General features: G+C 65.3%; 14 protein-coding genes. 8 read left to right on the forward strand and 6 right to left on the reverse strand.

What is annotated here, in order from left to right; genetic code table 11:
• The coding region (locus K789_RS0117900) for an amidase family protein (protein WP_024367967.1) at window positions 1-699 on the forward strand (699 nt) is incomplete at its 5' end.
• An 88-nt stretch (window positions 700-787) separates the two neighbouring features.
• Here K789_RS0117900 and K789_RS0117905 read toward each other — a convergent pair.
• Window positions 788-1,555 carry a FadR/GntR family transcriptional regulator gene (locus tag K789_RS0117905; RefSeq protein WP_024367968.1) on the reverse strand — a complete coding sequence of 256 codons (768 nt, stop codon included), beginning with the start codon at window positions 1,553-1,555 and terminating at the stop codon, window positions 788-790.
• Between the two features lie 204 nt (window positions 1,556-1,759).
• On the opposite strand from K789_RS0117905, the gene K789_RS0117910 reads away from it, so the two are divergent.
• The 5 genes from K789_RS0117910 (at window position 1,760) to K789_RS0117930 (ending at window position 8,542) form a co-directional block, all read left to right on the forward strand.
• Window positions 1,760-3,277 carry an ABC transporter substrate-binding protein gene (locus K789_RS0117910; RefSeq protein ID WP_024367969.1) on the forward strand — a complete coding sequence of 506 codons (1,518 nt, stop codon included), beginning with the start codon at window positions 1,760-1,762 and terminating at the stop codon, window positions 3,275-3,277.
• Between the two features lie 51 nt (window positions 3,278-3,328).
• Complete coding sequence (locus K789_RS0117915) at window positions 3,329-4,276, forward strand: ABC transporter permease (RefSeq protein WP_024367970.1); 948 nt, start codon at window positions 3,329-3,331, stop codon at window positions 4,274-4,276.
• Window positions 4,276-5,157 (forward strand): ABC transporter permease, encoded by an 882-nt coding sequence (locus K789_RS23450; RefSeq protein ID WP_024367971.1) that lies wholly within the window; start codon window positions 4,276-4,278, stop codon window positions 5,155-5,157. The genes K789_RS0117915 and K789_RS23450 overlap by 1 nt, the downstream gene beginning before the upstream one ends.
• 2 nt (window positions 5,158-5,159) lie before the next feature.
• Window positions 5,160-7,046 carry a dipeptide ABC transporter ATP-binding protein gene (locus tag K789_RS0117925; protein WP_024367972.1) on the forward strand — a complete coding sequence of 629 codons (1,887 nt, stop codon included), beginning with the start codon at window positions 5,160-5,162 and terminating at the stop codon, window positions 7,044-7,046.
• 71 nt (window positions 7,047-7,117) lie between these two features.
• Window positions 7,118-8,542 carry an amidase gene (locus tag K789_RS0117930; RefSeq protein ID WP_024367973.1) on the forward strand — a complete coding sequence of 475 codons (1,425 nt, stop codon included), beginning with the start codon at window positions 7,118-7,120 and terminating at the stop codon, window positions 8,540-8,542.
• Window positions 8,543-8,619: 77 nt separating this feature from the next.
• Here the strand turns inward: K789_RS0117930 and K789_RS0117935 are convergent, their stop codons facing one another.
• The 3 genes from K789_RS0117935 to K789_RS0117945 form a co-directional block, all read right to left on the reverse strand.
• Window positions 8,620-9,408 carry a FadR/GntR family transcriptional regulator gene (locus K789_RS0117935; RefSeq protein WP_084507675.1) on the reverse strand — a complete coding sequence of 263 codons (789 nt, stop codon included), beginning with the start codon at window positions 9,406-9,408 and terminating at the stop codon, window positions 8,620-8,622.
• Between the two features lie 107 nt (window positions 9,409-9,515).
• The gene (locus tag K789_RS0117940; RefSeq protein ID WP_024367975.1) at window positions 9,516-10,289 is read right to left on the reverse strand and encodes an SDR family NAD(P)-dependent oxidoreductase; all 774 of its coding nucleotides are present in this window, start codon (window positions 10,287-10,289) and stop codon (window positions 9,516-9,518) included.
• Between the two features lie 70 nt (window positions 10,290-10,359).
• Window positions 10,360-11,808: an aldehyde dehydrogenase family protein gene (locus tag K789_RS0117945; protein ID WP_024367976.1), complete on the reverse strand. Its 1,449-nt coding sequence runs from the start codon at window positions 11,806-11,808 to the stop codon at window positions 10,360-10,362.
• A 296-nt stretch (window positions 11,809-12,104) separates the two neighbouring features.
• Here K789_RS0117945 and K789_RS0117950 point away from each other — a divergent pair, with 296 nt between their 5' ends.
• Window positions 12,105-12,821, forward strand: coding sequence for a GntR family transcriptional regulator (locus tag K789_RS0117950; RefSeq protein ID WP_024367977.1), 717 nt, complete (start codon window positions 12,105-12,107; stop codon window positions 12,819-12,821).
• Window positions 12,818-13,960 (forward strand): 3-isopropylmalate dehydrogenase, encoded by a 1,143-nt coding sequence (locus tag K789_RS0117955; protein ID WP_024367978.1) that lies wholly within the window; start codon window positions 12,818-12,820, stop codon window positions 13,958-13,960. Before K789_RS0117950 ends, K789_RS0117955 begins: the two co-directional genes overlap by 4 nt.
• Here the strand turns inward: K789_RS0117955 and K789_RS0117960 are convergent.
• Both K789_RS0117960 and K789_RS0117965 read right to left on the reverse strand, forming a co-directional pair.
• Entirely contained in the window at window positions 13,953-14,768 is an 816-nt protein-coding gene (locus K789_RS0117960; RefSeq protein WP_024367979.1) for a bifunctional allantoicase/(S)-ureidoglycine aminohydrolase, read from the reverse strand. The two genes, K789_RS0117955 and K789_RS0117960, sit on opposite strands and share 8 nt — an antisense overlap.
• A 36-nt stretch (window positions 14,769-14,804) precedes the next feature.
• The coding region (locus K789_RS0117965; RefSeq protein WP_024367980.1) for a DUF6986 family protein at window positions 14,805-15,665 on the reverse strand (861 nt) is incomplete at its 5' end.

Here is a 15,665-nt window from a genome sequence, read left to right on the forward strand (position 1 = left end):
GGAGCCGCCGCGGTGGCCGGCCTGCGGATCGCGTTGTGCCTCCGGCTGGGGAACTACCCGGTGGCCGCGGACGTGGAGGCCAACACGCGCGCCGTGGCCTCTGCCCTGCGCTCCGCGGGTGCCGTGGTGGAGGAGATCGGCCTGCCCTGGACCACGGAGGAGATCAGCCGGACGATGTTTACGCATTTCGGCTACCTTCTGGGCCCGGCCATGGAAGACGAAACCGCAGAAGCACCCGAACTTCTTGCCGACTACACCCGGCGATTCATGGCCGACGCGCGCAAAGCGGCTGGGGAGAACCGTTTCATCGACGGGATCCGGGCGGAAACCCGCATCCAGGCCGAGCTTGCTGCAGCGATGGACGGCTTCGACGCCCTGATCTGCCCGGCATCCGCCGTCGCTGCCCTGGACGCCGACGGTATGTACCTCGACGGGATCAAGGCCGCGGACGGTGTGCGGCTTGACCACTACTGGCAGGGCCATATGACGGCACCGTTCAACATCACCAACCGCTGCCCGGTACTCGCGGTGCCAAGCGGCATGGCCGACTGCGGCATCCCCACGGGGGTCCAGATTGTGGGCCATCCGTTCGATGACGCGACGGTCTTCGCGGTGGGTGCTGCCGTCGAGGAACTACGGCCATGGGCGGCCCGCCGCCCCAGCCTCCTTGGGCTGGGTGAGTCACGAGTCATGATCTGAATCTCATGGACGCCCTCTATGCCATGCAGACTAAATCCGGAGACGTCTTGGGCGTGACCATTGAAAGTCCAGACAGCCACCAAACGTCCTATTGGGGGTCGATCACGGCGCCGAGAGCCTGTAGGCCCCTTGTGCCTTCGTCGTTCAGGTACTGCTCGAAATAAGAGGCGATTGCATTGCGCGCGGAGTCGCCGGCGGCGGCGCTATTGCCCGCCGCGATGGCGGCAAAGATGGCACGGTCTCGCTCCAGGGATTCTTGCATGGCCCGGCTCTTGTTCGAGGCGCGGCCCATCCGGTCGTCCATGAGGTTAAGGATGGAGCCGGAAACGGCTTGGCCGCAGATCTGCAGAAGGTCGTTGTGGCTTGCCGCCCAGATGCTCGCGTGGAAGTCCAGATCGGCGCGGTTGAAGCTGTCCGAGCCGTTGGTGACCTCCGCTTCCATCCGCCCGATCGCCTCGCGCATCGCGCTGAGCTGCTCGGGTGTGTGCAGGGCGGCGGCGAGCTGGCAGGCCGAGCTTTCCAGCACGATGCGGAACTGGACCAGCTCCGAGAGTGAATGCGACGCGACGCGCGCCATCGTGGTGAAAGACCGAGCCAGGGTTTCGGGGGAGGGAGCCAGAACCTCGGGTCCGCCTCGCCCGCCATGCTTGGAGGCGATCAGTCCCTGGGCCTGAAGGACACGCAGGGCCTCCCGGATTGTCGGGCGGCTGACGGAGAACTGCACCATGAGCTCTCGTTCACTGGCCAGTCGCTGGCCCGGCTGTATATCCCCGGCGACGATGGCGTGCTCGATCTGTTCCACGACGCGTTCGTATGTCAGGACCGCAACGGCAGGTGTGAATGTCACGTTGTTCATTTGAAATCCTTCGGCAGGGCCACCTCGGGTGCTGGCTTGAGGAAAGCATACGGCTCGCCCGGACCCAAATTGACGTGATTAACTCGTTTACCCAGGTCACTGGTCAGACCAGTGAACTGGTAGTAAGGTCGATCTAGTTTCATGTTATGCAGGTCACACCGTTTCTTCCACCGCAGATACCCCCATCGCCGAAGGAGAGCCCATATGCGCAGCTCGAAGCGTTTCAAAACGGCCGCCGCCGTCCTTGCAGCAGCCTCCATGTCCCTGACGGCCTGTTCGGCCGGCTCAAGCGCAGGATCCACTAACAAGGCTGACGCCAAGACCTCGCTGACGGTTGCGTTGACGGGCGAGCCGAGCAACTTGGATTTCACCAAGACGGCGGGCGCCGCAATCCCGCAGGCTCTGATGGCGAACGTCTACGAGGGCCTCGTGAAGATCGATCAGCAGGGCAAGATCCAACCGTCGCTGGCCGAGTCCTGGACCTTGAGCGATGACCGCAAGAGCTACACCTTCAAGCTGCGCAAGGATGTCAAGTTCTCGAACGGCGAGGCGTTCACTGCTGAGGACGTCAAGTTCAGCTTGGAACGCGTCAAATCTTCGTGGGTCTCCAGCCTCAAGAAGAAGATGGACGTCGTGGACGCCGTCAATGTCGTGAGCGACACGGAGGTGGCAGTTGTTCTGAGCAGACCCAGCAACGCTTGGCTTTTCGATCTCGGCACCCCGGTGGGTGCCATGTTTGACCCCTCGGGTGTGGCGGATCTAGCCAACACTGCCATCGGGACCGGCCCGTTCACCATTGAGTCATGGAAGCGGGGAGAGGCGATCAAGATGGCCGCCCGGGACAGTTACTGGGGGACCGCACCAAAGGTTAAGACAGTTACCCTGCGCTACTTCGCCGATGCAACGGCCACCACCAATGCCCTGCGCTCGGGCGACGTGGACGTCGTATATAACATGCAGGCACCGGAACTGCTGCCCACCTTTGAGCAGGACAAGGCCTTCCAGATTCTGGAAGGCACGTCCAATGGCAAGGTGGAGCTAACCATGAACAACAAGGCGGCGCCGTTCAACGACGTGCGGGTCCGCAAGGCCGTCATGTACGCGCTCGACCGAAAAGCCGTTCTAGATACCGCCTGGAGCGGGTACGGCACCCTGCTGGGTGCCCCGGTTCCGCCAACCGACCCGTACTACGAGGATCACAACGACGCATACCCCTACGATCCAGCGAAGGCTAAGCAGTTGCTCAAAGATGCGGGCGCGGAAAACCTGCAGATCACCTTCACTGTCCCCACCCGGCCCTACGCAAACGCCGTATCCCAAATTGTTGTATCCCAGCTCGCAGAGGTCGGCATCAACGCCAAGATTGAGACGGCGGAATTCCCCGCCGTGTGGCTCGACAAGGTCTTCACTAAGCACGACTACCAAATGTCGGTGGTGCTGGCCGTTGAGAGCCGGGATCTGCTGACGGTCTTTAATAACCCGGACTACTACATCGGTTACGACAATTCCAAGATCAAGGACATCGCCGCAGCGGCTGACGCGGCGGATCAGGCCGGATATGTGGCCGGCATGAAACAGGTGGTCCGCACGATTACCGAGGATGCCCCCGCCAATGTCCTCTTCCTTTTTCCGAACCTGGTAGTAGCCAAGGCCGACGTGACCGGCCTACCCGCCAATTCAGTCACCGAGGCTCTTGATCTCACCGCAACCGGCTGGAAGTAACACGCCCGAACGTCCGCAACCAAGCGGTAGAGCTCTAGAAAGGGGGCCGGGATGGTTGTACGGCTATTAGTCAACCTGAGCAGGTTTATCGTGACCTTTTTTGCGGCCACGGTGGCGGTGTTCCTGCTCATGCGCGCCATCCCGGGTGACCCAGCGCAGATCGCCCTCGGCGTCAATGCCTCACCAGAGCTTCTCGAGGAGACCCGAAGGCAGCTCGGCACGGACCGGCCCTTGCCGGTCCAGTACGTCGACTGGGTCACGGGCCTGCCGCAGGGCAACTTCGGCGTCTCCTTCGTCACGCGGCAGGATATCAGCCCGATGATCGCGGACCGCGTGCAGGTGAGCCTGATCCTGGTGATGCTGTCCATGGTCGTGGCCCTGCTCATCGCGATTCCTTTCGGCACCTTGGCCGCTGTGCGGCACCGCCAGCCCAGCGGTGTCCTGATCAGCGCAATGAGCCAGCTGGGTGTTGCCATTCCCGGCTTCCTGGCCGGCATCCTGCTCGTCGTAGTATTCGCCGTGGGGCTGGGGTGGCTCCCTTCTAACGGCTGGACCCCGCCTGGCGAGGACTTCGGGGACTTCCTGCGTCGCCTCGTCCTCCCCGTTGCGGCCCTGGCATCCGTGCAGGGAGCGATCCTGACCCGGTATGTACGCTCCGCGGTCCTGGAGGTCATGAGCGAAGACTATCTGCGCACGGCGCGGGCCAAAGGCCTGGGACCGTTGGAGGCCCTGGTGCGCCACGGCCTGCGCAACGCCTCGATCCCGGTCTTGACCGTGACGAGCGTGCAATTGGCCGCGCTGATCGTCGGGGCCGTCGTCGTGGAGCGCGTCTTCGTCATCCCCGGCCTAGGTTCCATGCTGCTGGACGCCGTAGGCAACCGCGACATGCTCACCGTTCAATCGGTCGTCATGGTGCTGGTGGCTATCACGCTCATCATCAACCTGGTGGTCGACCTGCTCTACACAGTCCTGGACCCGCGAATTCGGAAGAAGGCCTAATGTCCCAGTCCACCGACATTGCATCGCCTCCCGGGGAGCCGGATGCCGTCGTCAGGCGTCCCCTCCGGAGGCTCTCGGCGACTTTGGCGGTAGGAACCACAATCGTGGTCATCGTCGTCCTTGCCGCATTGATTTCCCTGTTCTGGACCCCGTACGACCCGGTCAAGGCCTTCCCCGCAGAACGGCTCCAAGGCTCCAGCGCCTTACACCTCATGGGCACCGACAAGTTCGGTCGCGACGTCTTCTCGGGCATTCTCTATGGCGCGCGAATCACACTAATGGTCGGACTCATCTCGGTGGGAATCGCCGTGGTGGTCGGCACGCCGCTGGGTATCCTCGCCGGAATGCGCGGCGGCGCCACTGAAGAGATCACGATGCGAGGGGCCGACATTCTGCTGGCTTTCCCCGCGCTGTTGCTTGCAATCATGTTTGGTGCCGTCTTCGGCGCGAGCACGACGACGGCGATGGTCGCGATTGGCATCGGCTCAATCCCTGGCTTCGCCCGGGTGGCCCGCAGCGGCACCCTCCAGGTGATGAGCACCGAGTATGTCCTCGCTGCGAGGGCCTCAAGCCAAAGCGCCTTCCGCATCGCACGCCGCCATGTGCTGCCCAACATCGCGGGCATGGTGGTGGTGCAATGCTCTGTTACCTTCGCGCTCGCCGTGCTGGCCGAGGCCGCGCTGTCCTTCCTGGGTCTCGGCACGCCGCCGCCGGTGCCATCCTGGGGGCGCATGCTGCAGGAATCGCAGCAGTTCCTGGGCACTTTCCCGATGCTTGTCGTCTGGCCGGGTGCCGCGATTGCGGTCGCGGTACTGGGCTTCAACCTGCTGGGCGACGGCCTGCGGGACCGCTTTGACCCGAAGCTGAATGGAGAACGGTAAGCGTGCCCATCTCGAAGAAACCAACTACCGGACCGCTGTTGCAGGTGACCGGACTCAATATCGCCACGAAGGACCGTTCCCTGGTGAGGGACTTCAACTTAACGATGGACCGCGGCGAGCGGGTAGGGCTTATCGGAGAATCCGGCTCCGGCAAGTCCATGACCACCACGGCCCTGATGGGCTTGCTGCCACCGGGCGTCAACGCCACGGGCTCTGTCCGGCTCGCCGGGCGTGATGAGGACCTGGTCACGGCCTCGGACCGGCAGATGTGCCGGATCCGCGGCAACGACATGACGATGGTATTCCAAGAGCCGCTCACGGCCCTGAATCCGCTGATGAAGGTTGGCCCTCAAGTCGCCGAGGTCATGCTTAAGCACAAGACAGTGTCCGGACGCCGCGAGGCCCGGGACAAGGCAGTTCAGCTGCTGGCCAGCGTCAAGCTGCCGGACCCCGCCGAGGCAGCCAAGGCCTACCCGCATCAGCTCTCCGGCGGTCAGCGCCAGCGCGTCATGCTGGCAATGGCATTGGCCAACGACCCCGAGCTGCTGCTCTGCGATGAGCCGACGACGGCACTGGATGTCACGGTCCAACGGCAGGTGCTGGACCTGATTCTTGAATCTGTGCAGCTGCGCGGCACGGGGTTGTTGTTCATCACACACGACCTGTCCGTTGTGGCCAACGTCTGCGACCGTGTCCTGGTCATGAACCGCGGCATCGTGGTGGAGGAAGGCTCCACGGAGGAGGTCTTTACACGCCCCCAGCACCCCTACACGCGCGGATTGCTCGCGGCGTCCGACTTGGACGCCTCAGATGAGAATGGACGGCTGTTCACGGTGGCCTCGGCCGCGGCCTATGTTCCGCCAAGCATCCAGGATGTCCTGTCCACGGTTCCGCCGAGCGTATTGCGGCTCAAGACCTCTGCCAGTGCGGCCGAGGAGTCCCGGACCGGCGGGGCCGGAGTCGACGAGCGCCCGCCTTCCTCGGGCCGGCGGCACGGCTCCGAGTTGGACGTGCAGCCGAACGACGGCGGACCCGCGGTGTCGACGGGCCAGGAGGCAGCCACGGAACCCATCATCAGCGTCAACAATCTGGTGCGCACTTACGAGCGCGGCCGGACGTCGCTGTTCAAGAAGCCCGGCGAGGTGAATGCGCTGCGTGGCATCTCGTTTGACGTTCATGCCGGGCAGCGTTTCGGGGTAGTGGGGGAATCCGGTTCCGGCAAATCCACACTGCTGCGAATCCTGGCTGGGCTGGACCAGCCCAGCGCCGGCAGCGTGCGCGTGGCCGGGAACGAGGTGGCAGGGGCGCGCGAGAGCCAACTCATCGAGCTGCGCCGCGAACTCCAGATCGTTTTCCAGGATCCCATGGGTTCGCTCAACCCCCGGATGCGGGTCGAAGACATCATCGCCGAGCCGCTGCTGGCCCCGGGCAAACGGGTAAACAACGCACTCCAGCGCCGGCAAGTCCGGGAAATGCTCGCCGCAGTGGATTTGCCAGCCGATTCTGCTGAGCGGTTCCCGCATCAGTTTTCCGGCGGTCAGCGCCAGCGCATCTCAATCGCCCGCGCGCTGATCTGCAGACCACGGGTCCTTGTCGCGGACGAACCGGTCAGCGCCCTGGACGTCTCCGTCCGCGCCCAAGTGCTGAACCTGCTCTCCGATCTGGTGGATCAGTACCAACTGACTCTGGTCTTCGTCTCCCACGATCTGGGCGTGGTCCGGCACATCTGCGACAACGTGGTGGTCATGCGGTCGGGGGAGATTGTGGAAAGCGGGAGCACGGAGCAGATCTACGAGCGGCCGCAGCATGAGTACACCCGCACACTGGTTGGTGCCACCATGTCCCTGCGAGCTGAAATGGCGGCCCGTGAGGCTGCCCTGCAGCACTAGATAATCCAGCACCCAAGGCCGGGGCTTTTCCGAAGGGACCCCCCCGCCGCAAACGACGTGAGGAACCACCCATGGCCGCCACCCTTTCCACCGAAATCCACCTTCTCAGCGCCCGGGATCTCGGCGCGGCCTACGCGGCAAAGGAGCTCTCTCCCGTGGAAGTCTGCGCCGCCGTGGTCAGCCGGATCGAGGAGCGTGAGCCGGTGCTCAATGCGCTCTTCGTGTTCAACCCCGAGGAAGCGCTCCGGGATGCGCGGGCAAGCGAGCATCGCTGGAGCACGGGCAGCCCCCTGAGCGCGATTGACGGCGTTCCCACCACAGTCAAAGAGAATGTTGCCCGCGCGGGCGTGCCCATGCCCAGCGGCACTGCCCTTCCCAGTCCGCGGGTCCCGACCGCCAATGCGCCGATCACGGACCGCATCCTGGAGAGTGGCGGCGTCATCATGGGTTCCACCACGATGCCGGACTGGGGCATGCTTTCCTCTGGCGTCTCAAGCCTGCATGGGGTGACACGCAGCGCCTGGAACCCTGCCTGGACGACGGGCGGCTCGAGCGCCGGCGCCGGCGCGGCCGCTGCGGCGGGATACGGCCCACTGCACGTCGGAACGGATATCGGAGGGTCTATTCGGCTGCCCGGAACCTGGCAGGGTCTGGCCACGATCAAGCCCAGCGCCGGCCTAATACCGCTGGACGTCCCGTATATTGGCCGGGCCGCAGGCCCGATGGCCCGCACCGCAGCAGACGTGGCGCTCTTCATGAGCGTGCTGGCCCGGCCCGACATTCGCGATTACACGGCTCGCCCATACCCTCCGATGAACTGGCTGGACCCTGACGGCGGGATTGCCGGAGCCGATATCAGAGGCATGAAGGTGGCGCTCCAGACCAATGCCGGGGCGGGCGCCGACGCAGACCCGGAAGTTCTGGCGGCCGTGGAAGCCGTTGCGGAGGTCTTCGCCCGGCACGGCGCTGAGGTTACCCACCTGGACGCCTTCATCAACCAGGACATGCTCGATGGCCTCGACAACTTCTGGCGAACCCGATCCTGGGCGGACTACAGCGCCCTGCCGCGAGATCATCAGGCGTTGGTGCTGCCCTACATTGTCCGATGGTGCTCCCGTGGAGCCAGCTTCGATGGGGCCGCGGCCATAAGCCACTTCAACTGCATCGACCGGATGCAGAAGGCGACCATCACCGCGACGGCAGGCTTCGACGTCGTTCTCTCGCCCGTAGCGCCCATGGCAGCCTTTGCCGCCGAGCAGCCTATGCCGATTGACGATCCAGATAGCACCATGGCGCATATCGCCTTCACTGTGCCGTTCAATATGTCGGGACAACCCGCCGCCACGGTCAACTGCGGCTTCACCCCCGACGGCCGCCCCATCGGGGTGCAGCTGGCGGGCCCGGTGGGCGCAGACGCCAAGGTCCTGCGCGCTGCAGCCTGGTACGAATCAGTGCGCCCGGCTTCAGCGGTGCCGAACTGGGCGGGGCTGGACTAGGCTGCGACTCTCACAGGGCCTCCGCGGCGGGGGGCTCCTGCGGCCATCAAACGCAGTCAGGGCCCCGCCGGGCGGCCTTAGTCGGTGCCTGCGGTGTGGGGAACCGGCGCCCCGAAGGATGCCAGCGCGGCCAGGGCCGCACGGTCGTCTTCCGCGAGCAGCTGGCCGTAGTACTCGAAAAGGCTGCTGCGTGCGAGATATTCCGCGCGGTGCGCGTCCCGATCGCGGATCGCGGCGAAGACTTCCGCGTGGTGGGAGAGTGTGCGCAGCATAAGTTCGTCGTCGTCACCGCTGCCGCGGATGGAACTTTCGATGAGAGTTTCGATGGAGTCCCGGACCGCTTCGGCGGAAACCTTGATCATGGCATTCCCGCTGGCCCAGGCGACCACGTCATGGAAGTCGAGGTCGGCCCGGCTGAACTCGCGTCGTCCCAGGGCCACACAATGGCGCATCCGTGCCATGGCCTTTTCCAGCCTGAGCAGATCGGCGTCGCTGCGACGGGAGGCAGCCAGTGAATTTGCGGCCGACTCAAGCGTCATGCGATAGATGAGCAGGTCGGCCAGGCTGCTGCTGCTTGAGACCGTCAGCCGGGTCATGAGTTTGCTGAGTGGCGCTGCGGTGGGAGCCAAGATCACGGCCCCACGCGGGTCGCCTGGCCGGGAAGCGACGATCCCGCCGCTTTCCAACACGCGCATGGCCTCCCGCACCGACGAGCGTCCCACCTCGAAACGGGTAACCAATTCCCGTTCGCTGGGGAGCCGGTCTCCGGCCTTCAGCTCGCCGCGGAGTACGGCCTGTTCAATGTGATCGACGACCGCCTCGAAGGCGCGTTTAGGGCGCGGCACAGCGGGTACAGCATCGGCCACTGTCCATCTCCCTTAGCTGGTGCACATGATCTACTGGTGTCATTCTAGAAGACGTTGCACCGGCCGTGGCGATCCCTGCCGGCCGCGGGGCGGCCTGTCGCGTCCGCCTAGGCGTCGGGCGGATCGAAGCGGCCATCGACGGCAGTCCAGCCGCCGTCGACCGTGAGCACAGAACCGGTGACAAAGCTGGAGGCGTCGGAGGCGAGGTAGACGACGGCGCCGGCCAGCTCTTCCGGCCGGGACCAGCGGCCCAACGCGCTCTTGCTCGCGTACGCGTCGTACCATTCGGCGTTGTCCTTGATCTGCGCGGTCAGCGGAGTCTCCACCACCCCCGGGGAGATGGCGTTCACACGCACACCGGACTGACCATATTCGGCTGCTGCGGTGCGCAACAGCTGCACGAGGCCGGCCTTGGTAGCCGCGTAGGCGCCCTGTCCCGGTTCCACAGTGACCGCACGGATGGAGGCAAATCCGATGATGCTGCCGCCGCCGTTCGCGGCCATTGCGGGCGCAAATGACTGGATAACGCTGAACGAGGCGCGCAGGTTCAGGTTCACCACACGGTCAAACTCATCCATTGTGTAGTCTGCGATGCGCTTGCGCACATTGGTCGCCGCGGTGAAAACGAGCGCCGCGATATCACGGAACTCCAGGGCGGCGGCGCCCACGGCCTTATGGTCCAGCACGTCCAAGGTGATGGCAGTGGCGTTGTTCCCGATCATTGCCGCGGTCTCGGCGGCCGTCGCGCCGTCGCGGTCCGCGCAGATGACGGCCGCGCCGTGCGCGCCGAGGGCCAGTGCGGACTCGCGGCCGATGCCGCTGCCGCTGCCGATCACCATAATGCGGCGGCCAGAAAGGTGGAAAAGCTGACTGTAGTCCAAAGCACGACTCTCTTCGTTGGGTTGGAATTCGACTTGAGGCAGGGCGCGTGGCGGTTGCCAAAAGTATTGGCTAGGGGCGGATCATAGCCATTCGGGTCACGGTGAATTCCTCGATGGCGAAGCGCGGACCCTCGCGGCCAATCCCGGAGTCTTTGACGCCGCCGTAGGGCATGATGTCGGAGCGGAAGCCGGGGATTTCGTTAACCACGACGCCGCCTACGTCCAGCTGGTTGATGGCGTCGAACGCCGACTCAAGCGACTTGGTGTAGATCGAGGCTTGCAGCCCATAACGCGATCTGTTGACCAGCTCGATCGCGGACGCCACGTCCGGCGCGCGCCGGAGGCAGACCACTGGGCCGAAAATTTCCTCGCACCAAAGCTCTGCGTCGTCGGGAATCTCCGCGATCACGGTGGGTGCGATGCTGCGACCAATAAGGGTCCCGCCACTCAGCAGGCGTGCCCCGTCCGCTATGGCGGCGGCGATCCAGCCGGTGATCCGGCGCGAGGACGTTTCGTTTATTACCGGGGCGACACGGGTTCCTTCCTCCCGAGGGTCTCCCACGCGCACCTCGCCCAGACGGGCCATCAGCGCCTGCTCGAACTCCTCAGCGATGGTCTCAACCAGGACCACGCGCTGCACCGAGATGCACGCCTGGCCGTTGGCGTAGAAACCGCCGCGGATCACAGCGTCGACGGCGTCCGCAATTACGGCGTCATCGGCGACGATGAGAGCGGCATTGGATCCGAGTTCCAGAACTGTCTTGCGCGGCGCAGCATCCCGGGCTATCTGGTGGCCCACAGCGGCGGACCCGGTAAAGGAGACGACCGCCGTACGTGGATCGGCAACCAGGCTGGCACCTACCTCGACGCCGCCCGTGACAAGCTGCACGGCGGCGGCAGAAACTCCGTGTGATATCAGGACCCGGCGGATCAGGTGCACGGCCCAGAGCGAGGCCAGCGGCGTGTTCGGTGCAGGCTTGACGATGATAGGGCAGCCAGCGGCGAGCGCGGGGGCCAGTTTGTGGCTCGCAAGCAGCAACGGGTAGTTGAAACCCGTAATGCCGACGACGACTCCGGCCGGCCGGCGGGTCCAGAATCCGAACATGCCCTCGCCAAGCGGCTGCAGATCCAGCGGGACGGTCTCTCCATGTGTGTGGGCCACCTCCTCGGCGCTGGCCGCCCAAGTGGTCAGCGACCTGGCCAGCTCGGTGTTGCAGTCGACGCGCGGCTTGCCGGTTTCCAGGATCAGCAAGTCGATGAGCTCGGGGCCGTGAGCGGCCAGGGCGTCGTGGATTGCCATCAGGAGGGCGCGCCTGGCCCCGGTGCTCAGCGCAGCCATTTCGCCGCGCACCGCGGCCGCTGCATCCATGGCACGCCGGGCGTGGTCAACGCTGCCCACGGGGGAATCCGCCACAAGCGAACCGTCATAGGGGAAGACGATCTTCTGGTGGTCCGTGCAGGCGGCCCACCCATCGCCGATTGGGAGGCCATCCGGGTATGGGGCCGTGAAGGTGGACATGGTGCCCGCTTCCTGCCGCGAGCGGCTTTCTAGTGGTCTGACCAGTAACGATCTCAGACTAGACGTGGGTGGAGCTCGCGGTCAACGATCCGGACGACATTCGGAAGAAGAGCCTGAATTCTGGGCCTCTATTGACAATGAGCGACGTTCGGCGGCAAAGTCGCACTGACGAACCGGGATGGGATCCCGTTAAGCTTCAACGCGGTGGTGGTGGCCAGTCACTGTCCCGATCAACGGATAACCCCGGGGCCGGCCGTCGCGGAGTCAGCGAGCAGGAATGGAAAGAGGCAATGTAGATGGTCCAGACGGCGGCCTGGCGCAGTGCGGTGCCCCTTGTCGAAGAGACGGCCGCCTTGCTGCGGGAACGCATCTTCGAAGGCCGCTATACGCCGGGCGCGCGGCTACCCCAGGCGGAGCTCTCGGCTGAGCTCAGCCTGAGCCGGACACCGCTGCGGGAAGCGCTGCGATTGCTGGAGGAACAGGGCCTCGTCAGCACGGACGACCGTGGCGGTGCACGCGTTTCCACGATGGGCGCAGAGGAGATGCTTGCCGCGCTGGAATTTCGCGAGGCCGTGGAGGGACTGGCCGCCCGGCTCGCCTGCGCCCGCTTTGCCGCTGTCCGCCAGGGCTCGTCGGCTGAGCCGATCGCCCTGGTGGAGTTGCGCGAGCTTGCCGAAGCGGAGACCCGGGAACTGCTGCCTGGCCGGGAGAAGCGCTTTGCCCAGCTCAGTGGAAGATTCCATGAGGGACTGCTGCGGGCCTCGGGCAACAGTTTCGTGCAGCGGCAGAGCGGTCTCATCCGCCTTACCGAGCAGCTCTTCAGGCCGCCTGTCCTTTCAACGACCGAGGCCGCGGCCGCCGCGCAAGCAGGACATGCGGCCCTCGTCGTAGCGCTGGAACGTGGAAACGCGGACGACGCCGAACGGCTGGCCCGCGCTCGGCTGAGCGGCGCAGCATCCCTGATCCGCCGCGCCATGACCTCATCCAAACCATCAGAACCAGGAGCCCCATGAGCACCCACAAGATAGCCATCATCCGCGGAGACGGAATCGGACCGGAAGTCATCGAAGCCTCGCTGGCGGTCCTCGACGCCGCCGAATCCGCCTTCGGCTTCAGCACCGAACGGATGGAGGTGGAGGCCGGGGCCAAGCACTATCTGCGCACCTCAGAGCTGTGGACCCCGGAGCTGGAGCTGCGGCTCCGCGGTCAGGACGCAATCCTCTTCGGCGCTATGGGAGACCCTGCCGTGCCGCCGGGAATTCTGGAACGTGGCTTCATCCTGGAGATGCGCCGGACGTTCCAGCAGGCGGTGAATCTGAGACCTGTGAAGCTCTACCCCGGTGTCAAGACGCCCATCTCCGGGCTCACACCCGAGCGATGCGACATGGTAATTGTGCGGGAAAATACTGAAGGCGCCTACGTGGGTCGGGGCTCCACAGTTCATGCCGGGACGCCTTACGCCGTGGCCGTGCAGGAATCAGTCAACACGCGGGTGGGTGTGGAGCGGGTGGTGGACTTTTCCTTCCGGCTGGCCCAGAGTCGACGGCGCAAGTTGACTCTCTGCCACAAGACAAACATCCTGGTGGAAGCCGGAAGGCTCTGGCAGGAGACGGTCAACGACCTCAGCACGCGGTACCCCGACGTCGAGCTGGACTACGTGCACGTGGATGCCATGTGCTTCCACCTTCCGCTCTCACCTGAACGCTTCGACGTTGTTGTGACCGATAATCTGTTTGGCGACATCATCACGGACCTTGGCGCCGTCATCCAGGGTGGCCTTGGCGTTGCCTCGAGCGCCAACCTGAATCTGGATGGATCCGCGCCCAGCATGTTTGAGGCCATTCACGGGTCCGCCCCCGATATTGCGGGCAGGGGATGGGCCAACCCGATCGGCTCTATCCTCTCCACCGCCATGATGTTGGCACATCTGGGTGAGGGGGAAGCCGCTCTTGCGGTGGAGGCCGCGGCCGTGCACGTTCTGTCCCAGCTGCCCGCACCGTCGGGCGCTGGGATGGGGAGATCCACCTCGGAGCTGGGCTTGGAAATCGCGGCTCTTTTGGGCGTCAGTGGATCCGTGCCTCCAGTGCCAGGGCGGTCCATCATGGGGGAACTAGCGGGGATGCGGGAGTTGGGCGGGCTCGGGCTCAGGTGAGCCGGATCTGCCGGTTGACGTCCTTGTAGAGCAGGTAGCGGAACGGGCCCGGGCCCCCGGCGTAGCAGGCCTGCGGGCAGAAGGCGCGGAGCCACATGAAGTCGCCGGCCTCGACTTCCACCCAGTCGTCGTTGAGCCGGTAGACGGCCTTGCCCTCGAGCACGAAAAGTCCGTGTTCCATCACATGGGTTTCGGCGAAGGGGATGGACCCGCCGGGCTGGAACGTGACGATGTTGACGTGCATGTCGTGGGCCAGATCGTCCGGGTCCACGAAACGTGTGGTCGCCCAGACACCGTTGGTGCCGGGCATGGGCCGCGGCTCGACGTCCTGGTCCCGGGTTACGAAGGACGTCGCCGTGTACCCCTCCAGCGGCTCATAGGCCTTGCGAATCCACTGGAAACTCGCAGCCTCCGCGGTCCCGTCGTTGGACACTTTCCAGTCCGAGCCGGCCGCGAGGTAGGCGTAGCCGCCGGCCTCGAGGTGGTGGATCCCGCCGTCGAGCGTCAGGGTCAGCTCGCCCTTGGTCAGGAAAATGACACCCTCGACGCCGGCCTCCGCCTCGGGCTTGTCGCTGCCGCCGCCCGGTGCCACTTCCACGATCAGCTGCGAGAAGGTCGTGGCGAAGCCGGCGATGGGCCGGGCGATGATCCAGGCGCGGGTCCTGGTCCAGCCGGGCAGGTTGGACGTGACGATGTCGCGCAGCACCCCCTTGGGGATGACCGTGTAGGCCTCCTTGACCACGGCGCGGTCGGTGAGGAGCTGGGTCTGCGGCGGCAGGCCGCCTTCGGGTGAAAAGTAGTTGCTCACGGGTGCTCTTCTGTCTTGAAAGGGATCAGTGAAAGGTCAGTGGTTGCGGGAGGCATCAGTCTGTGCCCGCCGGGGGTGTGCCAGAACCGTCAGCTGCGGCAGCCCGACGCCGGTCAGTCCGCGGACTTCCTCCGCGCCGGCGGCACCGCACTGGATGCCGCGCAGCACGAAGGCCGCCAGTGCCCTGGCCGTGGCGGGTTCGTCCATCACGCCGCCCTCGGTGCGCTCCACATAGTTGCGCAGCCGCGCGGCGGCGGCCGGAAGTCCCTGCCGGTAGAACGCGTAGGTCGCGGCGAAGCGGCTCGGCAGCTGGGCCGGGTGCAGGTCCCAGCCCTGGTAGTAGCCGCGTTCCAGCGAGCGGCGGACCAGCCGGCCATGGAGCCGCCAGGCGTCCGGTACGCCGTCGCCGACGGGGATGACGTTGGTGGAGCCGTCGGAGAGCCGGATGCCGGTACCGGCGACGGCAAGCTGCATGACCTCTTTGGCGTAGTCCGCCACCGGGTGTTCCATCGACTGGTATTCGGCGGGGATCTGCAGGGATGCCGAGTAGTCGTAGGTGCCGTAGTGCAGGGCGCTGATCCGGCCCGGGACGGCGTGCGGCAGCTGCGCCACCGGGGAGGTGCCGTCCGGGCCCAGGATCAGCCGCGGCGTTTCCACCTGGACCTCGAACCGCAGGCGGCCCGCGGGCAGGAAGTGGATGTCCTCCAGCCGGGACACGGCATAGTCCATCGCCTGCACCTGCGCCACGGTGGTGACCTTGGGCAGGGTCAGGACCAGCCCGTCCGGGAGCTCCCCGGCCGCGGCCAGGCCGGAGACAAAGAGGTCCAGGGTTCGCAGCCCGCGGGCACGGGTGGGCTTCTCAAAACACTTGAACCGGATCCCGATGAACGGCGGGGC

This window comes from Arthrobacter sp. TB 26, assembly GCF_000427315.1.
GTDB lineage: Bacteria > Actinomycetota > Actinomycetes > Actinomycetales > Micrococcaceae > Arthrobacter.